This is a genomic window from Azorhizobium doebereinerae UFLA1-100 (assembly GCF_000473085.1).
Classification (GTDB): Bacteria; Pseudomonadota; Alphaproteobacteria; order Rhizobiales; family Xanthobacteraceae; genus Azorhizobium; species Azorhizobium doebereinerae.
The window spans coordinates 44,795-65,699 of record NZ_AXBA01000031.1 but is presented as its reverse complement, the minus strand read 5'-3'; the positions used below and the strand labels follow the sequence as shown (position 1 = coordinate 65,699).

21 protein-coding genes and 1 tRNA gene are annotated in these 20,905 nt (G+C 69.6%); 5 read left to right on the top strand and 17 right to left on the bottom strand.

Going from position 1 to position 20,905, the window contains the following annotated elements:
• Positions 1 to 67 precede the first annotated feature (67 nt).
• A complete protein-coding gene (locus YU1_RS0120150; RefSeq protein WP_029005619.1) occupies positions 68 to 763 on the top strand; it encodes a fumarylacetoacetate hydrolase family protein in 696 nt (231 codons plus the stop codon).
• A 24-nt stretch (positions 764 to 787) separates the two neighbouring features.
• Here YU1_RS0120150 and YU1_RS0120145 read toward each other — a convergent pair whose 3' ends face one another.
• From YU1_RS0120145 to YU1_RS33590, 3 genes are all read right to left on the bottom strand, one after another.
• Positions 788 to 1,675 (bottom strand): LysR family transcriptional regulator, encoded by an 888-nt coding sequence (locus tag YU1_RS0120145; protein ID WP_029005618.1) that lies wholly within the window; start codon positions 1,673 to 1,675, stop codon positions 788 to 790.
• A gap of 31 nt (positions 1,676 to 1,706) precedes the next feature.
• Entirely contained in the window at positions 1,707 to 2,813 is a 1,107-nt protein-coding gene (locus YU1_RS0120140; RefSeq protein ID WP_084539996.1) for a YeiH family protein, read from the bottom strand.
• A gap of 626 nt (positions 2,814 to 3,439) precedes the next feature.
• A complete protein-coding gene (locus tag YU1_RS33590) occupies positions 3,440 to 3,592 on the bottom strand; it encodes a hypothetical protein (protein ID WP_156922293.1) in 153 nt (50 codons plus the stop codon).
• On the opposite strand from YU1_RS33590, the gene YU1_RS0120130 reads away from it, so the two are divergent.
• Positions 3,591 to 3,842, top strand: coding sequence for a hypothetical protein (locus YU1_RS0120130; protein ID WP_084539995.1), 252 nt, complete (start codon positions 3,591 to 3,593; stop codon positions 3,840 to 3,842). The genes YU1_RS33590 and YU1_RS0120130 overlap by 2 nt on opposite strands.
• A gap of 127 nt (positions 3,843 to 3,969) precedes the next feature.
• On the opposite strand, the gene YU1_RS0120125 is transcribed toward YU1_RS0120130, so the two are convergent.
• From YU1_RS0120125 to YU1_RS0120110, 4 genes are all read right to left on the bottom strand, one after another.
• Positions 3,970 to 4,287, bottom strand: coding sequence for a hypothetical protein (locus tag YU1_RS0120125; protein WP_029005614.1), 318 nt, complete (start codon positions 4,285 to 4,287; stop codon positions 3,970 to 3,972).
• A gap of 426 nt (positions 4,288 to 4,713) precedes the next feature.
• Positions 4,714 to 5,712 carry a cache domain-containing protein gene (locus tag YU1_RS30385; protein ID WP_035716049.1) on the bottom strand — a complete coding sequence of 333 codons (999 nt, stop codon included), beginning with the start codon at positions 5,710 to 5,712 and terminating at the stop codon, positions 4,714 to 4,716.
• A gap of 162 nt (positions 5,713 to 5,874) precedes the next feature.
• On the bottom strand, positions 5,875 to 7,533 hold the full coding sequence (locus tag YU1_RS33585) for a hypothetical protein (protein ID WP_156922292.1): 1,659 nt from the start codon (positions 7,531 to 7,533) through the stop codon (positions 5,875 to 5,877).
• Between the two features lie 563 nt (positions 7,534 to 8,096).
• Positions 8,097 to 8,170, bottom strand: a tRNA-Gln gene (locus YU1_RS0120110).
• A 281-nt stretch (positions 8,171 to 8,451) separates the two neighbouring features.
• On the opposite strand from YU1_RS0120110, the gene YU1_RS34070 reads away from it, so the two are divergent.
• Positions 8,452 to 8,661: a YjiS-like domain-containing protein gene (locus YU1_RS34070; protein ID WP_035716048.1), complete on the top strand. Its 210-nt coding sequence runs from the start codon at positions 8,452 to 8,454 to the stop codon at positions 8,659 to 8,661.
• 35 nt (positions 8,662 to 8,696) lie between these two features.
• Here the strand turns inward: YU1_RS34070 and YU1_RS0120100 are convergent, their stop codons facing one another.
• Positions 8,697 to 9,326, bottom strand: coding sequence for a glycosyltransferase (locus YU1_RS0120100; protein ID WP_245263392.1), 630 nt, complete (start codon positions 9,324 to 9,326; stop codon positions 8,697 to 8,699).
• A 532-nt stretch (positions 9,327 to 9,858) separates the two neighbouring features.
• Between YU1_RS0120100 and YU1_RS0120095 the strand changes: the two genes are divergently transcribed.
• Positions 9,859 to 10,038 (top strand): hypothetical protein, encoded by a 180-nt coding sequence (locus YU1_RS0120095; RefSeq protein ID WP_029005610.1) that lies wholly within the window; start codon positions 9,859 to 9,861, stop codon positions 10,036 to 10,038.
• A 1-nt stretch (position 10,039) separates the two neighbouring features.
• Entirely contained in the window at positions 10,040 to 10,654 is a 615-nt protein-coding gene (locus YU1_RS32150) for a hypothetical protein (RefSeq protein ID WP_051357066.1), read from the top strand.
• A 56-nt stretch (positions 10,655 to 10,710) separates the two neighbouring features.
• Here the strand turns inward: YU1_RS32150 and YU1_RS0120085 are convergent, their stop codons facing one another.
• The 9 genes from YU1_RS0120085 to YU1_RS0120045 form a co-directional block, all read right to left on the bottom strand.
• The gene (locus tag YU1_RS0120085) at positions 10,711 to 12,048 is read right to left on the bottom strand and encodes a globin-coupled sensor protein (RefSeq protein ID WP_029005609.1); all 1,338 of its coding nucleotides are present in this window, start codon (positions 12,046 to 12,048) and stop codon (positions 10,711 to 10,713) included.
• Positions 12,049 to 12,333: 285 nt separating this feature from the next.
• Positions 12,334 to 13,179 carry a CheR family methyltransferase gene (locus YU1_RS30375; protein WP_198018995.1) on the bottom strand — a complete coding sequence of 282 codons (846 nt, stop codon included), beginning with the start codon at positions 13,177 to 13,179 and terminating at the stop codon, positions 12,334 to 12,336.
• Positions 13,179 to 14,426, bottom strand: coding sequence for a protein-glutamate methylesterase/protein-glutamine glutaminase (locus YU1_RS0120075; protein ID WP_029005608.1), 1,248 nt, complete (start codon positions 14,424 to 14,426; stop codon positions 13,179 to 13,181). Before YU1_RS0120075 ends, YU1_RS30375 begins: the two co-directional genes overlap by 1 nt.
• Positions 14,423 to 14,806: a response regulator gene (locus YU1_RS0120070; RefSeq protein ID WP_029005607.1), complete on the bottom strand. Its 384-nt coding sequence runs from the start codon at positions 14,804 to 14,806 to the stop codon at positions 14,423 to 14,425. The genes YU1_RS0120075 and YU1_RS0120070 overlap by 4 nt, the downstream gene beginning before the upstream one ends.
• A 30-nt stretch (positions 14,807 to 14,836) precedes the next feature.
• Entirely contained in the window at positions 14,837 to 15,319 is a 483-nt protein-coding gene (locus YU1_RS0120065; protein WP_035716043.1) for a chemotaxis protein CheW, read from the bottom strand.
• Positions 15,316 to 18,033 (bottom strand): hybrid sensor histidine kinase/response regulator, encoded by a 2,718-nt coding sequence (locus tag YU1_RS0120060; RefSeq protein ID WP_029005605.1) that lies wholly within the window; start codon positions 18,031 to 18,033, stop codon positions 15,316 to 15,318. Before YU1_RS0120060 ends, YU1_RS0120065 begins: the two co-directional genes overlap by 4 nt.
• A 173-nt stretch (positions 18,034 to 18,206) precedes the next feature.
• Positions 18,207 to 19,880: a methyl-accepting chemotaxis protein gene (locus YU1_RS0120055; protein ID WP_029005604.1), complete on the bottom strand. Its 1,674-nt coding sequence runs from the start codon at positions 19,878 to 19,880 to the stop codon at positions 18,207 to 18,209.
• Positions 19,881 to 19,911: 31 nt separating this feature from the next.
• Positions 19,912 to 20,430 (bottom strand): hypothetical protein, encoded by a 519-nt coding sequence (locus YU1_RS30370; RefSeq protein WP_051357065.1) that lies wholly within the window; start codon positions 20,428 to 20,430, stop codon positions 19,912 to 19,914.
• Positions 20,427 to 20,900, bottom strand: a complete 474-nt coding sequence (locus YU1_RS0120045) for a hypothetical protein (RefSeq protein ID WP_245263391.1) — start codon at positions 20,898 to 20,900, stop codon at positions 20,427 to 20,429. The genes YU1_RS30370 and YU1_RS0120045 overlap by 4 nt, the downstream gene beginning before the upstream one ends.
• Between the last annotated feature and the right edge of the window lie 5 nt (positions 20,901 to 20,905).

Sequence of the window (20,905 nt, the reverse complement as noted above, 5' to 3'; positions counted from 1 at the left end):
GATCGTGCGGCGCCTTCACCTTCCCGGCGACTTGCTCTAAGCGGGGGCGTCCTTCGAGGAGCGCCCCATGGCCAATCCCAGCTTCGTCATCCCGGCCCCCACCCTCGCCACCTTGCCGGTGGTGGGCAGCGCCGCGCTGTTTCCCGTGCACCGCATCTATTGCGTCGGCCGCAACTTCGCCGACCATGCCATCGAGATGGGCCACGATCCGAACCGCGAGCCGCCCTTCTTCTTCCAGAAGAACCCGGACAATCTGGTGCCGAGCGGCGCCACCATCCCCTATCCCAAGCTCTCCAAGGACGTGCATTACGAGATCGAGATGATCGTGGCGCTGAAGACCGGCGGCGACGACATCCCGGTGGAAACCGCGCTCGACCACGTGTTCGGCTATGGCGTGGGCATCGACCTGACCCGGCGCGACATCCAGGCGGAGCAGAAGAAGCTCGGCCGGCCGTGGGACATCGCCAAGGCCTATGAGCAATCCGCCCCGGCCAGCGCCCTGGTGCCGGCGGCCGAGATCGGCCACCCCTCCGCCGGCCGCATCTGGCTGTCGGTGAACGGCGCGGTGAAGCAGGACGGCGACCTCAACCAGATGATCTGGAAGGTGCCGGAGATGATCGCCACCCTCTCCACCTTCTTCACCCTCCAGCCCGGCGACCTGATCTTCGCCGGCACCCCCTCGGGCGTCGGCCCGCTGGTTTCGGGCGACGTGCTCAAGGGCGGCGTCGCCGGCGTGGGCGAGGTGGACGTCACCTTCGCCTGACCTGACGGGTCCGGGCCGAACGCGTCACTGCGGCGGGCGGCAGACGAAGTCCACGAAGGCTTCCGCCGCCCGCGACCGATCGCGCTCCGCATGGTGCAGCACGTAGAAGCTGCGCGGCGGCAGGCTGAGCGGCAGGGTCCTGAGCGTGCCCGCGCGCAGGCCCGCCTCGGCCACCAGGCGCGAGATGACGGTGGCCCCCGCCCCGGCGGCCACCGCGCTCAGCACCGCCTCGTTGGACGGCAGTTCGAACGCCACGCGGATCGCCGCCGGCTTCAGCCCCATGCGGCGGCAGGCGGCCTCGAACATCTGCCGCGTGCCCGAGCCCGGCTCGCGCAGCACGAAGGGCATGCCGGCGAGATCCGCCGCCTTCAGCGCCTCCCCGGCGGTGACCGGCGCATCGGCCGCCACCACCAGCACCAGTTCGTCCCCCGGCACCCGGCGGCGGACGATGAGCGGCTCCTCCACCTCGCCCTCCACGAAGCCGATGTCAGCCACCCCGTCGCGCACCGCCGCCGCCACCTGCGTGGTGTTGCCGATGCCCACCTCCAGGCGGATGTTGGGGTGCGCGGTGTGGAAGCCGTGCATGCGCGGCGCCAGCCAGTAATTGGCGATGGTCTGGCTGGCCTGGAGCGCCAGCGTGCCGCGCGCCAGCCCGGCGAGGTCGGAGAGCGCGTCGCGGGCCTGCGCCACCCGCCGCAGGATGGCCTGCGCCTCGCCCAGCATCAGGCGGCCGGCGGCGGTCAGTTCGATATGCCGGCCCACCCGGTCGAACAGGCGCTGGCCGCAGGACTGCTCCAGCGCCGCCACCGAGGCGCTCACCGCCGATTGCGTCATGTGCAGCGCCTCGGCGGCGCGGGTCATGTGCAGATGCTCGGCCACCGCCACGAAGACGCGAAGCTGGTCCAGCGTCATGGGGCCAGCCTCCCGTCCCCGGCCATCGGCTTTAGCCCATCAGCCGGGGCGTCAGCCAGATCAGGCCGAAGCTCAGGATCGAGATGAACAGCCAGGACAGCGTGCCCAGCGCCAGCGGGCGCCAGCCGCGCGCCTTCAGCTTGCGCACATCGGTCTCCAGCCCCATGGCCGCCAGCGCCATGGCCAGCAGCACGGTGGTGACCGGCGCGATGATACCGGTGGCGGCGGGCGGGATCAGGCCGATGGAGTTCACCACGATCATCAGCAGGAAGCCGAGGATGAACCACGGCACGGGGGGCGCCTCCACGCGGCGGCCGTCGCCCGAGGCGCGCGCCCGGCGGGTGGCGGCGAAGCCCAGCGCCAGGACGAGGGGCGCCAGCAGGATCACCCGGTTGAGCTTGGCGATGGTGCCAAACTCGCCCGCCGCCTGCCCGCCCTGGAAGGCGGCGGCCACCACCTGGGCGATCTCGTGGATCGAGGAGCCCGCCCACAGGCCATAGGCATGGGCATCGAAGCCGGTGAGCGGGGCCAGCACCGGATAGAGGAACATGGACAGCGAGCCGAACACGGTGACGCAGGCCACCGCATAGGCGACATCCTCGTCGCTGGCGCGGGTCACGGTGTTGGTGGCGATCACCGCCGAGGCGCCGCAGATGCTGGTGCCGGCGGCGATCAGCTCGGACAGGCGCGGGTCCACGCCGACCAGGCGGCCGAGCCAGCGGGTGACGAAGAAGGTGGCCACCAGCGTCACCACCACGATGGCCATGCCGTCGAGCCCCACCGTGCGCACCTGGGTGAAGGTCAGTTGCAGGCCGAGCAGCACGATGGCCCCGCGCAGCACCCGGCGCATGGCGAACTTCACCCCCGGCACGGCGCGCCTGGGCGTGCCGATGACATTGTGGAAGGCCATGCCGAGGAAGATGGCGACCACCAGCGGGCTGAGCACGCTGACGTCGAACGTGGCCCTGAGGCCATAGGCGATGGCCACCAGCCCGCCGGCCAGCAGCAGGCCGGGCAGAAGGTGCGCGGTGGCGGCGAGCAGGCCGGGCGCGGCGGCGGCCGGCGGCGGATTGGTGGAGGCGGGGGGAACGGGGGGAACGGGGGGCGTGACGTCTGGGGCGGTAAGCGGCGTGGGCATGATGCGACTTCCTTCTGCCGCCAGCATCGGCCGTTTCTTGCATCAATCAATAGAGTTATTTTTCTACAATCAATCGATTTTTTCGAACATATGCCTTGTCCCCTCCGCCCCTGCCCCGCCTTGCCGGAGCGGAAGATTGCGCTGAAGCGCCAATGAGATGGCGATGTTACCGCCGGCCGGTGCCGAAGCGGTTTTCCCGCCCGCCGGGCGGAACAGCCTCCGGCCAGGCGCGTTGATGAGGCGGGACGACACCCGCACCATGACGAGGCATTCCATGGCCGACACCCGGCATCAGGGCGGCTCAGACATCTTCGCCGCCGATCCCCGGCGGGCCGCGCAAGCCGGCCCCGCCAGCGGCCGGGGCTAGGTCCCCCTCTCGCCCGCCATGGACGGACGGCGGCCCGCCCCAGGCCCTGCGACAGCGCGGCGCCTGCCGGATTGATCCGCCTCAAGCCCGGCTGTGCCGGCCCGGGCCATACCCCCGGACCGGCGCGACGCCTTCGCGGTCAGCGCCGGACGCCCCCGCAACGGTATGGGCCACCGCGAGGCCGCCCGACACCGCGCATCGCGCCGCGAGGCAAGCTCAACTCAAGCTTGACCTGCAATGAGCGGTACGATGATAATTTTCACCAATCGCTGGAACCTTCGGCACCGCCGGGCGTTCTGGCGATGGGTTGGCCGGAATCGTGCGTCTCGTGCTCCGGCTGCCCCCATTCCAGACCGGCATCGCCTTCCGATGCCAAACAGGCTGTGATGAACAGAGAAGCGAACACGCCCATGCACTCTCCGATGCACACCTCACTCAGCATCTGGATCGACGGACAGCGCCATGTTGTCCGCTCGCTGGCCGACGCCATCGACGTCGTGCGCAGTGCCCGTCATCCCCTGACCCACTATTCCGAGCTGCTGGTCGACCAGATCGAGGCCGCCACCAGCCCGGATCTCCAGGAACGCGCGTGGCGGGCCATAGTCACCTGGCTCGACGCGCTCCGCGCCACCGCGCATAGCGGCGTGCTTGAGGCCGCCTGAGCCGCGACCTGCCCGGCCCCCTCCCGCGATCGCCCATGCGCGGAAGCGGCCTCCCCCGCGTATCTCCCAAGTGCCCATTCGCCTTCCGCCCCCCATCCGGGCGGAAGGCTTCACCCCGGCGGGCCGCTCAGTCGAGCGTGACCAGCGCCGCCGCGCCCACCATCATCATCCCGCCGAGCACCAGCGCCCAGAACCGCCAGTTGGGCAACGCGCCGGTCTTCACCAGCCGGTCCGCCTCGCTCATGGGGTCCTGCCGCATCTCATAATCATGGTCGCCATCCACCGGCCGGTCGCCCGGCTCCGGCGGGTCGTCGCGCCACTTAGAACGGATCGCCGGCCGCCGCGCCGGCTCGGCCCTGGTCGCCGGGGCGCGGAGCGCCGGCCTGCCGCGGTCGGGGCCGATCTCGCGGTCCGGGGCGAATGGCCCGATGCGTGCCTCTGCCATGGGTGCCTCCATCTGTCAGGAACGCAACGGCCGGGTGCGGCGCAAGTTCCAGCGGAACCGGCCGGCGGCCGCGCATGGCTCCATGCCCCATGGCCCCGCGCGCCAAGCTTCCTGCCGCCAAGCTTCCTGCCGCCAAGGCTCCTCCCGCGAAGGCCCCCGCGAGGGTCGCCACGTCAGCAATGTTTACAACCCCAGGTAATCGTTTTATGGTTATACCGCCTTTGCGCAGGCCTCCGGGCCCGGGCGAAGGTGCGAGGCTGGGCGGCTCTCGATGCCCTGAGCTGCCGCCCAGCCGCCCCCGCCGGTCGCCGGCGCATGCCGATCCGCATGGCGATCCGTATGCCGATCCGCGTGGCGGCGCGCCGCGCCAGGTCATAGGCGCGTTTCAGCTCACAGGGATGCGTCAAGTCACAAGGGTGCGTCAGGTCACAAGGGCGTGGCGCGGATGCGGCCCACCAGCCAGAGCGACAGGCCGCCGCAGACGATGAGCACCACGCCGCCGACGGCGATGATGGTGAAGGCCAGCCGATAGGCGGAGGCGAAGGCGGCATCGGACGGCTGCTGCGCCACCACGATCCATTTCAGCCCGGGATAATCCTGCGCGCCATCGGCGACGGCATAGCCGGTCAGCATCTGGACGCCGTTGAACCGATGGACGAAGGCGCCCGAGCGGGTGACGCCCATGCGCGCCACCTCATCGGCCGCGAACGGCGCGCTGCCGGGATCCTCGCCCAGCAGCACCACGCCGCCCGCCGAGAGCACGGAGACCTTGGTTCCCGGCTGGGCCTTCAGCACCCTCTGGCGCAGTCCCTCCGCCCAGCGCGACGACAGATGGGCGCCGAGCACGCCGAGCAGCCGGCCATCCGGCGCGCGCACCGGAAAGGCGATGTCCACGAACCGCTCCGGATCATCGCCCGGCCGGGCGTCCAGCAGCTTGGCCAGCATCACCGCCTCGTGCAGGTCGCCCACCGCCGGCCCCCTGAGGCCGTCCTTGAACCACGGTCGCGCGGCAACCGACACGCCTTGCAGCAGGCCGCGCGTGGCCGCGAGCACGGTGCCGTCCGGCCGGGCGAAGCCGATCCAGGCGAAGTGCTTCATCGTCGCCTGCACCTGGTCGAGCACCGCCTGCACCTGCGCCGGATCGCCCTCCCAGATCGGCGCCAGCGGCCGCATGTTCGCCAGGTTGCGGATCTCGCGGTAGCGCTCGAACATGTCCATGTCGAGCCGGTCGGCGAGGCCCGTCGCCGTGGTCACCATGTTCTGCTGGATGCGCTCGGCCACCGCCGCGCTGCTCAGGCGGGCGGCGATGCCGCTGACGATGACGAGGCCGAGGATGCAGACGAGCGCCAGGAACGCGCCCAGCTGCCGCGGGCGGATCGTTCCGCCCGGCAGCTTGCGCAGCCCGCGACGCAGCACTTCAAGCACGGCCCGTTCCCCCTCCCGCGCATGAGCTTGCACCCTATCCGGCAACGGCACCTGCCGCTAGGGCGTTTTCGCGCCGAGCCGATGCCGGTCCGGGTGAAGAAAACCCGCCGAAACAGATAGCTAGCCCGGACGGAGACGGCCTGCTCCGGCCGGCGGGGACCGTCACGGGGTGCAGGGCGCGTGTGTGGGGGTCGCGGCCCGCCAGCGCACCGCGTGCAGCACCGGCGTGCCGTCGCGCTGCCGATAGACGGTCACCTCGGGCTGGCCCCAGTCGATCTCCGCGATCCAGTTCGGCAGGCGGGCGGGATCGGTCACGCGCGCCGGGTCCGGCTGCCCTTCCACCGCACCGTCCATGATGCCCAGCAGCACGTCCTGGCCGGCGCAGAGCGTCTTGCGGGCGTCCTTGGCGCTGAAGTCGGTGGTCACGGGGACGCGCCCGCCGGTGACCATCTCGAACGACATGAAGATGCCCCAGTCCGGGAAGAAGGCGCGGGTCGGCGCCGCGCCGGCGGCCCCGGCGCGGTTGTCCTCGGCGAAGCGGACGATGGCGTCGGAGGCCAGCCCCACGCCGCCGCTGCGGCCGAGCTCGGCCAGCACCGCCTGCCGGTCCAGCACGTTCATCGCCGCCAGCGGCACCGCCAGCAGCAGCGTCGCCGCCAGCACGGCGCGCGGCGGGGCGGCCACCTGCCGCGCCAGCAGATCCAGCGTCAGCGCCAGCGCCACATAGACGATGGGCAGCAGCATGATGGTGTGCTGGAGCCAGACGCGCGAGCCGAACACCAGCACCAGGACGCCGGTGCCCACGAACAGGCCCGCCGCCACGAACAGGCCGGGGGAGCGCGGCGGCCGCACGAGGTTCAGCACCACGCCCAGCGCGGGCAGCCCCAGCAGCAGCGCCAGCCTCATCTCGGCGGCGGCCGGCGGCAGCGTCTTGCGCAGCATCATCAGCGGCGGGCCGACATCGAGCAGGGTCCATTCCACCAGCTGGACGAAATAGGCCACGCGCGCCGGCAGCGACACGGACGAGGCCACCCCCAGTTGCTGCACGTTGCCGGACAGGAAGGCGAGGAAGTTCCGCACCCCGCCCATGGCCACGATCATCATGGCGAAGCCGAACAGATACAGCGACCCGCCCAGCGCGAAACCGGCCAGCCAGCCGAGGATGAGCGGCACCCGCCGCGGCTCCCGCCGCCAGGCCCAGAGCGCGTGCAGCCCCGCCACTGGGGCGAGGAACAGGTAGATGAAATAGCCATAGACCGACAGCGCGGCGAGGAAGCCGGCCACCGCCGCCAGCGCCACGCCGGGGGCCGCGTCGCGCCGCCCCTCCACCAAGGCGATCGCCAGCAGCAGCGGCGCGCACGGCAGGAGATTGATGAAGAACTGGGTGCGGAAGGCGAACAGCAGGCCCGGCTCCAGCGCGAAGGCGGCGAGGCACAGGCCGATGATCACCGGGCCGACCCGGAACGCCCGCAGGAACAGGCCGGCGCTCACCAGCACCAGGAGGCCGTACATCAGGTTGGTCAGGCGGATGCCGACGATGCCGGTGCCGAACACGGCATAAGCGGGCAGCCCGACATAATAGGTGAGCGCCCCGTGGTAGATCTGGGCGATGATGGGGAACTTGTTGAACAGCAGCGCGCCGGGGAAGGTCCAGATGGGCACGTCGGCGGCGGGATTGAGCGTGCGCACGACGATATAGTCGGGCGTCAGCGCATCCATGTAGAGGCCGGGCGAGCGGATCTCGGCCAGGCCGCCGAGGACGAACAGCAGGATGGCGGGCGCGAACGCCAGCAGCATCGCGACGGCGGACCGCGACGGCACGGGACGCGCAACACGTGTCGGGCTGGAGTACGGCACCATCGGGGATCTCTGTGGCGGATGCAAAGCGCGGGACGCGCCCATCCCTTACGGGAAAAAACCGCTCCGTTCAGCCTGTTCCTGCATCGCGTCCGGCGAATTTCCAAAGCGGTGGCGGCCCCGTCGGACCCGCCTCCGCTCCGCCGCGCGCCACTTTCGCGGCATGCGGCGGCACAGCGCCCGCGCGCGATCGGATCTCTTGGGAATAAGCGGTGAGCTTGCACGACGCACTTTGGGGCCAATACAAAGCTCGGCTGCACGTCGGGCTTATCGGCGTAGCTCTTGCCACAGCGTTTCAGTTCAGAAGGGAAGCAAGCCCATATGGCTTTCTCTATCTGGCTCCCCTTGCCATTGTGTCCGTCGCATACCTCTGGATCGTAGGAAGATATTGCTTCGGTCGTTTCGCAGCAAAGCGCGATCCGTATGAGAAGCAAGGGTAAGGATCGGGCGCATGCGACGGCGCAATGCCCGCCGCAAAACAGCTCCATGCACCTGCCGGGGCGCCATCGATTCATAGTGAGATCAAGTGGCTGGGGGACTAGGATTCGAACCTAGATTGACGGAGTCAGAGTCCGCAGTTCTACCGTTGAACTATCCCCCAAGCGCTGAGCACGGATGCCGAAGCATGTGACCCGGGCACCTGGCTCGTGCCGGGCCTTGCGGCACCGGCCCGCCGGCAAAGCGGCGGCGCGGCCGGAAACCGGCTGCGAGGGCGCCTCTATACGCAATTCACCTGCCGGGGTCCAGAGCCCCGCCCCACTTTTCCACGGGCGCCGCCGGGGCCGTTCCGCCCGCTCGCGCAGGAGCGCATTGCTGCCATGCACAATTCTCTATGTTGCAACGCACCCGTATCTTGTATTCCTCAGCGGAAGGAGAAAGCAGATGTCCACCCTCACCTCTTCCGCCATCCCCGGCTCCCATCGCGGCTTCGGCCGGCTGTCCGAGATCGTGTCGCAGACCTTCGCCGCGATCCGCGAGGCCCGGCGCATGATGAACAAGTATGAGGAACTGACCCGCATGTCGGATTCCGAGCTGGCGCACATCGGCGTCCGCCGCGAGGACATCCCGCAGGTCGTCGCCTCCGTTCGCTGAACGCCGGCCCCCTGAACGCCGCCCGGCAGGCCTCCTCAGGCCTGCTCCGTCCGCGGCGCGGCCAGCAGCACGCGCGTGCGCAGCACATGGACCCGGCGCCGCCCGATGCGGGCGATGAGCCGCCGCTCGGCAGCGACGCCGGCGGGATGGCCGCCGAGCCGCTCGTAATGGCGCCGTGAGATGAGCAGCCCCTGCCCCGGACGCGGCAGGCCGAGCACCGTGAGCTGCGCCGCCGCCACCGCCTCGCCGAGGCGCGGGCGGAAGCCGTAGCCGTCCACGGACAGGCGGAAGGTGGCCACCGCCCGGTCGCCGGCGCCGCGCCGCTCCACCGTCTCCAGGAACGTGCCCACCTCGCGCGGCCAGCCCTCGTCCAGGATGGCGTTGGGCCCGAGGAACAGCAGCCAGCGGCCATGGGTATGAGCCGCGCCCTGGCGCATGCGCACCCCCACATCGCTCACCGACGGCAGGAAATGGCACCCGGCGGCATCGGCGATCTTGGCCGTGTCGTCCGTCGAGGCGCCGTCGACGAGGATCACGTCGCGCAGGATGCCGCCGGTCACGCCCGCCACCAGCGCGGACAGCACCGGCACCAAGTCGCGCTCGGAATCCTTGGTTGGAATGACGACCGAGATCAATTCGCCGACACGCTCCCCGTCCGGCACCACCTATAGCGTCGCCGGCTATGTTCGTCGATACGGCAGACGGACCGATTGCCGCACCCTTGCGCGCCCCGTTTCACCGCGGCCGCGCGCCGCCCGGCCAAGGCCCGCCGCGCCCGCCCCCACCATCCCCGCAGCGCCATCCACATCCCCCGCGGATGCGCCATCCGACGGATTGTCGGACGCCGGAAAGAGGCGCACAGTCCACCCGCTTGGACGGCCACGGCGGGCCGGCGCAAGCCTGGATCATCCCGCAACAGGGCACGAGCCACCTTCCCCGCGAACCGGGCCGAAGGCCGCCCGTGACATTGCCGTTCCGGCGCGGATCGCGGCTCCCCAGGGCCGTTCTCCGCCCGGGCTCCGGGGTCCTCCTGCGCGCGCCATCCCCCGTGCCCCCTCACCCCGAGATGACCTCAGGTGCATCCCGACACATCGGAAAGCCCGCCTATGCGTTTCGACGATTGGGACAAGGATGACGACGGCCGCCTGAAGGCGGTGGCCGCTCCAGGGATTCACCACAGCCCTCTTCGGCGGTGAAGTGGGCGCCATCCGCCTGGAGGTGGGAAAGCCGCGCCCCGGCCTTCCCTCCCCCGCCGTGCAGGTGTCCGCCACCGCAGAGCAATTGCGCGCCCTGGCGGACGCGCTGCGCGAAGTGGCGGAGCATCTCGAACGCGGCACCACACCTCCCTCGCCCCCACCCCTGCGGACCACCAACTGAAATGACCTGCCTTCTCCGCCGTCCCGCCGGCGCGCGCCCGCGCGCCGGCGTTCCGTTCCGCCCCCACGGCGCGGCCGCCGTCGCCGGCCTGCTCATGCTTTCGAATGCCGCCTTCTCCCCGGCCCTGGCGGACGCCGTGGCCGGACTGGACGACACCCCGGCGCAGGGCGCCCTCCGCCTCGCCGCCGTGGGCGATCCGCTGCCGCCCGGCGACAATGCCCCGCCCAAGGCCCCGGTGCCGCCGACCCCGCGCCTCCAGTCGCGCGAGGCCGCCCAGCCGGAGCGCCCGGCGGAGCCCGCCGGCCCGCTCGACAACTGGAAGGCGTTCGACGCCCATTTCGCCGCCTGCCTGGAGCCGGTAGCGGGGCCCGAGGACGCCACGCTCACCCTGCGCTTCGCGGTCGATGCCAAGGGCCGGCTGCGGGGCACCCCGGTCGCCTCCTATTCCAAGCTGCCCGGCTCGCTGGCCGACCAGAAGGCCTTCGTGGCCGAGGCGCTCAACAGCCTCGCCAACTGCCTGCCGCTGTCGCTGACCCCGCGCTTCGGCCCCATCGTCGCCTCGCGCCCGCTGATCCTGCGCTTCCTGGCGCCCAAGCCCCGGCAGCACGGCATCTGAAAACGCGAACGGCCCCGGCGGGTGCCGGGGCCGTTCGATCTCGTGGCGATGAAGCCTCAGGCGCCGCGCACGGTCGCCAGGAAGGTCTCCACCTCCTGGTTCAGGCGTTGGCTCTCGGCGCTCAGCATGCGGGCCGAGCCGAGCACCTGGTCGGACACCGCGCCGGTGTCCACCGCGCCCGCCCGCACCGAGCCGATGGCGCTCGCCACCTCCTCGGTCCCGCGCGCCGCCTGGGCCACGTTGGTGGTGATCATCGAGGTCGCCGCGCTCTGCTGGTCCACCGCATGGGCGATGGCCTCGGAGATGCCCGACAGGCGCTCGATGGTGCTGCCGATCTCCTTGACCGCGGCCACGCTGTCGCTGGTGGCGGACTGCATGGCGGTGATCTGGCCGCCGATCTCCTCGATGGCCTTCGCGGTCTGGGCGGCGAGCGCCTTCACCTCCTGCGCCACCACGGCGAAGCCGCGCCCCGCCTCGCCGGCGCGCGCCGCCTCGATGGTGGCGTTGAGCGCCAAAAGGTTGGTCTGCTCGGCGATGGCGGTGATCAGCTTGAGCACGTCGCCGATGCGCGCGGACGCGCCGGCCAGCGCGGCGATGCGCTCGTCGGTCTTCGCCGCCTGCTGCACCGCCTCGTCGGCGATGCGCGAGGATTCCCGCACCTGCCGGCCGATCTCGGTGATGGACGCCGCCAGTTCGTCGGACGCGGTGGCCACCGACTGGACGTTGGAGGAGGCTTCCTCGGAGGAGGCCGCGACCGTGGCGGTGAGGCTCCGGGTGGTCTCGGCGACGCGGGCCAGCGAGGCGGCGGTGGTCTCCAGGTCGGTCGCCGCCGTGGAGACGGTGCTCACGATGCCGCGGAAGGTGACGCCGATCCGGTCCAGCGTCTCCTGCTTCGCCTTGATACCGCTGTCGAGATAGACCGAGATGGCGAAGTCCATGTCGAGCAGCGCCGCCGTGATGACGGCGCGAATCAGGCCCGCCTTGCGGTCCGGCGCGGTCTTGTCGAAGCGCCCGGCCTTGAAGCCGGTCTCGATGGCCGTCACCAGCCCGCCCAGCAGCAGGCTGTAGCCGGCGATGTACCAGCGCGGCTCCAGGCCGAGCCGGGCATGGGTGCGGCCGATGCGCGTGACCGAGTCCACATAGGTGGCGTCGAACGTGCCGTTCAGGATGACGTCCCAGTGCTTGAGCTGCATCGCCTTGGCGTGGGCGCGCACGGACGGGGTGGGAAACATCTTGGCCATGTCCGGATAGGACATGAGGTGATCGTAGAAGCCGTCCAGGATCCGGGGCATGGCCGGAACGACCAGCGCCCGCGCGTCGCGCAGGCTGGCCTGGAGCGGCTTGTCCATACCTATGAAGCTCAGACGCTGGCGTAGATCATCTGTCGTCGTCATGAGTGCGTGCATCCAATGCCGGTACGCGCCACAGGGGCGGAGACGCGCACCTCGAATAGGGGGATTTCGAGCGGCAATCGAGGAAGCGGCAGCCCCCCGCTGCCGTCCTCGTGGGCGCATGGTCCAGACCTATGCTTTCGCCGAGGTCGCATCGCCGCATTTATCCCCACGCTTCGGCTTGAAGCGGGCGGCGAGGGCCGAAACGCCTCCGGGCGGAATCGCAGCCGCGATTCCGCCCGGAGGACGAAGGTCGGACGGTCCGCGCGCGGACCGGCGGTCGGCCGATCAGCGGCTCGCCATGGCCGGGGCGCTGGCCGCCGGCACGTTGGGCACGTAGAAGCCGCGCTGGTTCGGCAGCGGGCGATAGGCATCGCCGAGGCCCATCACCGTCTCCGCGCCGCCGAGCACCAGATAGCCGTCCGCCGCCGTGACCTTGGCGATGCGGTTGAGGATATCGGTCTTGGTGGGCGCATCGAAATAGATGAGCACGTTGCGGCAGAACACGATGTCGAACGTGCCGAGGCCCACGAAGGGGTTCAGCAGGTTGAGCTTGCGGAACTGCATGCCGGCCTTCAACTGGGAGGAGACCTCCCACATGTCGTCGACCTTCTTGAAGTACTTCATCAGCATCTGGATGGGCAGCCCGCGCTGCACCTCGAACTGATTGTAGCGGCCGGAGGAGGCGCGCTCGAGCACTTCGTTGGACAGGTCCGTGCAGAGGAACTCCACCCGGCGGGTGCCGACGAGGTGGGGGTTCTCCTTCAGCGTCATCGCCAGCGAATAGGGCTCCTGCCCGGTGGAGGCGGCGGCGCACCAGATGCGCAGGGGCTGCGACGGCGGACGGGTCGCGTGCAGCTTCGGCAGCATCACGGTGGTGAAGACCTCGAACGGGGTCTTGTCGCGGAAGAACAGCGACTCGTTCGTGGTCATCGCCTCGATCACCGCCTCGGCGATGATAGTGGAGCTGCTGTCGCGCAGCACCGACGCCAGCCGGGCGAAGTCCGGAAGCTCGAACTTGCGCAGCAGGGGCACCAGGCGGCTTTCGAGCAGGTAATGCTTGTCGTCCGACAGGATCAGGCCCGAGTGCTGCTTAAGGTATTTCTTGAAGAACTCGTAATCTGCTGCGCTGATCATGCCCGTCCTCCCGTCAGCAAGCGGGCCACCTTGCGGCCGATGTCGCCGATGGAGAGCACTTCGGAAGCGTTCCCCATCTGAACGGTCGCACCGGGCATGCCCCAAACGACGCTGGTCTCTTCGTCTTGCGCGATCACGCTGCCGCCGGCATCGGCGATGCGGCCGGCGCCCTTGGCGCCGTCGCTGCCCATGCCCGTGAGCACCACCGCGAGCGTGTTGCGGCCGTAGATCTCCGCCACCGTGTCGAACATGGGATCGACCGCGGGTTTGCAGAAATTCACCGCCGGCCCGTCATTCAGACGGATCACCTTGTCGTTGCCGACCTTCTCCAGAACCATGTGCTTGCCGCCCGGCGCGATGTAGATATGTCCGGCCTTCAGGACCTCGCCATCCACCCCTTCCGCCGCCGGACGCCCGGCCGCGCGCCCCACATGCTCGGCGAGGATGGCCGTGAAGGTGGCCGGCATGTGCTGCACGATGACCACCGGCACGCTGCCGATGGACGGGCCGATGTCGGTGAACAGGCGGGTGAGCGCCTGCGGGCCGCCGGTCGAGCTGCCGACGGCGAGCAGGCTCACCGGCGACATGGAATAGGACCGGCGCTTGTCGTTGACCTTCGGCTTGACGAAGGCGGACCCGGGCGCGGCCGGCGCGGGCGCCGGCGCGGGACGCGCCGCAGCGGGCGCGGCCGGCGCGCCGGGAGCCGCCGGAGCGACGGGCGCCGCGGGCGCGACATGGGCCGGAGCGACCGGAGCGACCGGCGCGAGGACGCGCGGCAGGCTGCCGCGGCGGCGCACGCGCAAACCGAGGCTGCGCACCTTCGCCGTCAGGTCGCGGCGGAATTCGTCGGCGGCGGAGATGCCGCGCCCGGCGTCGGGCTTGGGCACGTAGTCGGCCGCACCCAGGCTCATCGCCTTCAGCGACACTTCGGCGCCGCGGCGGGTGAGCGTGGAGGCGACGAGCACGACCGTGTTCGGCTTCTTCTCCAGGATCAGGGGCAGAGCCGTCAGGCCGTCCATCTCGGGCATTTCGAGATCGAGGATGACGACGTCGGGCTGCGACTTCACCACATCGTCCACGGCACGGCGGCCGTTGGCGTGGGTGGCGACGACCCGCAGGTCGGGGGCTTCGCTGAGCCAGTTCGAGAGAATCCCGCGAATGAACACGCTGTCATCCACGATCATCACCCGGATCGGGTCGTCGGCGACGCCCGGATCCCCAGTGGATGCGGGAATGCTCGTCATGTGGCGGGGGCCTTTTCCAGCAGGCCGACCTCTTCGAGCTTTTCGCGCAGGATGTCCTGATCGAACGGCTTCATGATGTATTCGTTCGCGCCGGCCTCGATGGCCCGCGTGATGTGCTCGATGTCGTTGTTGGTGGTGCAGAAGATCACCCGCGGGACGTCGCCGCCCTCGCGCTGGCGCAGCACCTGGAGGAACTCGATGCCCTCCATCACCGGCATGTTCCAGTCCAGCAGGATCCCGTCCGGCATGAGTTCTTCGCAGCTCTGAAGGGCGGCCTGCCCGTCGGCGGCCTCGCGCACGCTGAAGGACAGGTCCTCCAGAATGCGCCGAGCCACCTTTCGCACCACGCCTGAATCATCCACCACAAGGCAGGTCTTCATGGTTCCTCTCCTGAATTAGTGCCGCGGCGATCAGGCAGCGCGGGCCGTATTGAGACGCCCGAGGGCGAGATCCACGTCGAGAACCAGCATCAGCTGCCCCTTCAGGCGGTAGACGCCGGTGACGATGTCGGCCCAGTGCGCGTCGAGATTGGTGGGGTTGGCTTCGCGCCGGCCCGGCTCGAGCACCAGCACCTCGCCCACTTCGTCGATCATCAGCCCGTAGGACTCGCCGTGGTGCTCGATGCCCACCGCCATGCGGCGGTTCTCCGCATGGGCGGCCAGGCCGAGCATGGTGCGCATGTTGATCATCGTGACGATGCGGCCGCGCAGGTTCAGCACCCCCTCGATCTCGGGATTCGAGAGCGGGACGCGGGTGATGTGATCGGGCACGAACACCTCGTGCACCATCTCGATCGGCAGGCCGAACAGCTGCGGCCCGATCCGCACCGTCACGTACTGCGCGCCGGCGCCGGTGTTTTCCTGTCGTGCGATGACGAGACTGGTGCTGGTCATGCCGCCTCTCCATGAGCAGTGCCGGCGAATTCCTTCAGCGCGGCGATGAGACCGGGACGGTCGAACTTGGCGATGTAGTCGGTGAAGCCGGCCTGGCGGGCCCGCTCGATGCTGTCGGACGAACGGTCGCTCGACAGCGCGATGATCGGAACCCCGGCGGTGGCCGGCTCGGCGCGCACCTGGCGGGCGAACTGGAAGCCGTCCATCTCCGGCATGTCGAGGTCGCTGACGATGGCGTCGAAGCGGATGCCGCTCTGGAGGCGCTCCAGCGCCTCGCGACCGGACGCGCAGGACGTCACCTCGTAGCCGGCGCCGCGCAGCACCGGCTCGATGAGGTTGCGGTAGAACAGGCTGTCGTCCACCAGCAGCAGCTTGCCGAAATCGTCGTCTTCCTCATTGCGCTCGAACCAGTCGCCGAAGGCGATGGAGAGGAAGTGGCCGACGTCGAGGATCTCGGTGGCCTGGCCGTCGATGATGGCCGCGCCCAGCGCCTCGGGGGCATCCGAGGAGAGCTGCATGTCGAGGCGGGCCTCGACGATGTCGACGATCTCGTCCACCACGAGGCCCATCACGCGGCCCTCGTCGGAGAAGATCAGCATCGGCTGGGTGCCGGTGGTGCCGCGCTTCACGTTGTCGTTGACGTGCACCAGCGGGATCAGCGAGCCGCGATACTGGATGACCGGGTGGCCGTTGACGGTCTCCACCTTGTCGAGCTCCAGCTCTTCGAGGCGGGTGACCAGCGACAGCGGCACCGCCTTGACGTCGGTCGAGCCGGCGCGGAACAGCAGCAGCGAGGTGGTCGCGCCCTGGTCGCGCAGCCGGGCCGCGGCGTCGGCGGCGAGGTCGGAGGCGCGCTCCTCCTCGGGGCTGGCCGCCACCTGGGCAAGGCCGGCGGGATCGACGATCATGATCACGCGGCCGTCGCCGAGGATGGTCGAGCCCGACACCATGGGCAGCTGGCGCAGTACCGTGGACATGGGCTTCACCACGATTTCCTCGGTGTGGGAGACCGCGTCCACCACCACGCCGAAGGTCTGGTTGCCCACCTGCATCACCGCGATGAGCAGGTCGTCCAGGTTCTCCTCGCCGTCCTGGACCATGCCCAGCAGGCGGCCGAGGTTGACGATGGGCAGCAGCTTGTCGCGCAGGCACAGCACCGGGGATTCCTTCAGGCGCTTGACCTGATGCTCGGAATTGGGCTGCACGCGGACCAGCTCGATAACCGCGCTCTGCGGCACCGCGAAGCGCTCGCCGGAGGCCTCGACGATCAGCGCCGGGACGATGGCGAGGGTGAGCGGGATCTTGATGACGAAGGTCGAGCCGAAGCCCTGCTTCGAGCGCACTTCGACCGTGCCGCCGATCAGCTCGATGTTCGAGCGCACCACGTCCATGCCGACGCCGCGGCCGGAGACGTTGGTGACCTTCGCCGCGGTGGAGAAGCCCGCCGCGAAGATGAAGCGGAACACCTGGCCGTCCGACATCCGGGCCAGTTCGGCCTCGGTGGCGAGGCCGTTGTCCAGCGCCTTCTGCTTGATGCGGGCGACGTCCAGGCCCTTGCCGTCGTCGGAGATCTCGACGATGACGTGGCCGCCCTCATGGTAGGCGGAGAGGCGGATGGTGCCCTTCTCCGGCTTGCCGGCGGCGCGGCGCTCCTCGGGCATCTCCAGGCCGTGGTCGGCGGAGTTGCGCACCATGTGGGTGAGCGGGTCCTTGATCTGGTCGAGGACCTGGCGGTCGAGTTCGGTCTCGGCGCCGATCTGCTCCAGCTCGATCTGCTTGCCCAGCTCCTGCGCCAGGTCGCGGACGATGCGCGGCAGCTTCTGCCAGGCATTGCCGATCGGCTGCATGCGGGTGCGCATGACCGCTTCCTGCAGTTCCGCCGTCACGTTGGACAGGCGCTGCAGCGGGACCTTGTATTCGGAGTCTTCCTGGCGGCGGGCGATCTCCATCAGCTGGTTGCGGGTCAGCACCAGCTCGGACACCATGGTCATCAGGTGCTCAAGCACGCCCACGTTCACGCGGATGGACTGCGAGGACACGCTGCCGGCATGGTCGTCGCCGCCACGGGCCGGAGCCTTGGGCTCGTCGTCGGCGGCCTTGCGGGCGACCGGCGCGGGCGCCGGCGGCTTGGGCGCCGGAGCCGGCGGAGCCGCCTTGGCCGGGGCCGGCAGCGCGGCCTGGCCGCGCGGCGGATCCACCGGGGTCTCGCGGAAGATGCGGTCGAGCTCGTCGAGCGGGATCTCGCCGGGCAGCAGTTCGCGCTCAAGCTGCGAGATCTGCGTGCCGGTCGCCTTCGGCGGGGGCGCGACCACGACCGGGGTCGGCGGCGGCTTGTGCGCGCCGGCGGCCATTTCCTCGAGCAGATGGATGAGGTCCTGGTCGGACCCTTCCGGCTCGCTGCCGCCGCGGGCTTCAAGCTCGGCCATCAGTTCCTTAATGCGGTCGACGGTCTGGAGCACCAGCCCCACCGCCTCGCTGGTGACCGGCACGCCCTCGCGGAAGCGGTCCATCAGCGTTTCGGCGGCATGGGCGAGCGCGGCAAGGCGCGACAGGCCGATGAAGCCGCAGGTTCCCTTGATGGTGTGAACCAGGCGGAAGATGTTGTTGAGAATCTGAGCGTTGTTCGGGTCTTGCTCAAACTTCACCAGCTCGACGTCTGCAACGTCGAGGCTTTCATTGGTCTCGGTCAGAAACTCGCGCAGCAGGTCGTCCATCTGTCACTCCAGCGGGCTGGCATTCGGGTGTCCCCGCATCGCCCCGCCTGATGGCACCGTGAGGGGCCGGCAGGACGATGCGGGGACGGGAAGAAGGCGTGGTGTCCGATTGGTGGGGGGGAGTACCGCCCGGACGCGTCTGCTTTCTCCCGGTGGGTTGAGCGCGGTGCGGCCTAGGCCGCACGAACCCGCGCGATGAAGGTATCGACCTGGCTGCGCAGGCGCTTGGCCTGAGCGGACAGATCGGTGGCGGCATGGACGATGTCACTGGACACGCGCCCGGTGGCGGCCGCCGCAGCGGAGACGCCGGTGATGCTGGAGGAGACCTCCTGGGTGCCTTGCGCCGCCTGGCTGACGTTCTGCGCAATTTCCCCGGTGGCCGCGCCCTGCTGGTCGATGGCATTGGCGATGGCCGACGAGATGTCGTCGATCTTGCGGATCGTGTCGGAGATGCCCTCGATGGCCCGGACCACCTCGTCGGTGGCCCCCTGCACCGCCGAGATCTGCGAGGAGATCTCGTCGGTCGCCTTGGAGGTCTGCTCCGCCAGCGACTTCACCTCGGAGGCAACGACGGCGAAGCCGCGCCCCGCGTCGCCCGCCCGGGCCGCCTCGATGGTCGCGTTGAGCGCCAGCAGGTTGGTCTGGGAAGCGATGTCGGTGATCAGGCTCACCACCTGGCCGATGCGGGTCGCGCTGACCGAAAGGCCGCGGGCCACGTCGGCGGTCTTGGCCGCCTGGTCGGTGGCCTCGCCGGCGATATGCGCGGCGGTGGACACCTGGTTGCTGATCTCGCGGACGGAGGCCGCCAGTTCCTCGGCCGCGGAGGCCGCGGTCTGCACGTTGCTGGTGGCCTCCTCGGCGGCGGCGGCCACCACGGTGGACTGCTGCGAGGTCTGGTCCGCCGAGGCGCTCATGGTCGCGGCGTTGCGCTCCAGGATGGACACCGCGTCGGACACGGTACGGACCACGCCGGAGACCTCGCGGTCGAACTCGTCGGCCAGCGACCGCATCGTCTCGCGCTTCTCCACCTCGGCGCGGGCGGCCATGGCGCTCTGCTCATGGCGCATCTGGTCTGCCTGCCGCAGCTCGACGAGCAGCTGCTCGGTGGACTGCCACAGGTCGCCGATCTCGTCATTGGAGCGGCGGGTCTCGATCTCGACGTCGAGCTCGCCGGAGGCCAGCCGGCGCAGCGTGTCGGCGGCGCGGCGCAGCGGCCGGCTCATCATGCGGGTGCCGATCCACAAGGCGATCGACACGCCGATGGCCAGGCCGATGACGGTCATGCTCAGCAGCAGGATGCGCGTGCGGTTCTGCAGCGCCACCTGCTGCTCGCGCAGCGGGACGAGGTCGGCGCGGATCTCGTTGGTGAACTTGTCGAGCGAGGCCTGCAATGCCCGGCGATTGGCGCGGTTCTCGTCGTTGTTGCCCTGGGTGTTGGCGGCGGCCGGGCTGACGTCCGAACCGAGGCGGGCGGTCTCCGTGCGGAACGCCTTGAACGTCTCAAGGTCGGCCAGCACGCGCCGCAGGTCCGCCATGTCATCCGGCGGGGTGCGCCCCTTGAGCGAGGCGGACAGGGTGTCGATCAACTGGAGCTGCTTCAGCAGCCCGGCCGCGAACGGCTTGGCCTGCTCGACGGTGGACGAGGCATAGATGCCGCGCGCTTCCATGACCACGGCGGTCACCGCGCCGTTGAGGCGCTCGGTGAGGAAGGCGCGCTGCGAGGTCGCGTCCAGTTGCTCGGAGGCCGCCGACTCGCCGCTCAGCGCATGCAGGGCCAGTCCGCAGACCAGGACGGTCGTGCTGCCGAGCACTGCGACGATGCTGTAAAGTTTGCCTGTGATCTTCATGTTGTCCTCCCCGCACTCCCTGGAAGCGGATCTAGTGGCCTGCCTTCGCCTCAGCCTTTTCGGGCTGCGCGCGAGGGGTGGGTGACTGGTTGCCGGTCACGGTCCGAATGTCATTCTTGTCGATATAATTGATGCCATCGATAAGAATTTCTTGGACGACAGGACCATTCAGGCGCGCATTCACCTTCTCTTTGATACGATCCGTCATTTCTTTTAGATTATATTTTGATATCTTCCCGGCCTCGACGCGACCATTGGTATAGATCTCGCCGAAAGCGTCATTCGTCACGAATACAACTGGATCAACACTCAACTTTTTCAGCGTACCGGCGTCGGCCGTGAAGACCAGCTTGGCGATGACATAGCCCTTGATCTGGCCCTCGATGATCATCGGCACTGTGATGGTCGGCACGCGCCGGTATTCGAGCCCCGGCAGGTACGGATCCTCGGCCTTGCCGAAGCCCGCGCCCGCGGCCCAATAGGCCGCGCCGTAGCTCGAAGCCAGCGTCACAGCGCAGACCCAGACGCCGATGACCACAAGCTTCATCATGCCTCGCGCCCTCCGAGCAGCGCGGTGGTGTAGGTGCCATCGGACTCGGCGGCGCGCAGCGCGCCGTTGAGGATGGTGCTGATCTCGCGCGCGGCCTGCAGGTGCATGGCCAGCACCTCGCAATTGCGCTGGAGCTTGCGCTTCAGCTCGGACAGGCGGCCCTGCAACTCCGGCTCGATGCGCTCCGGCAGGTGCCGGACGGCGCGGCTCAGCTCCAGCAGGCTGCGGCTCTTGAGGCGATTGACCTCGTTGAGGTCAATCGCGCGGCGCGCCTCAAGCGCGGCGGTCTCCTGGTCGACCACCTGCTCCAGGCGGTCGAGCGAGCTGATGAGGCTGGCAACCTCCGGCGCGGGCGCAGGAGCTGCCAGGGCCGGCGCCGGCGCGGCGGCGGGAACGTCCGCCTCGCTCCAGGCGAGCTGCGCGGCGATGGAGAAGCCGAGGCTTTCGTCCGCTGTAGATTTTTCGCTCATACCGC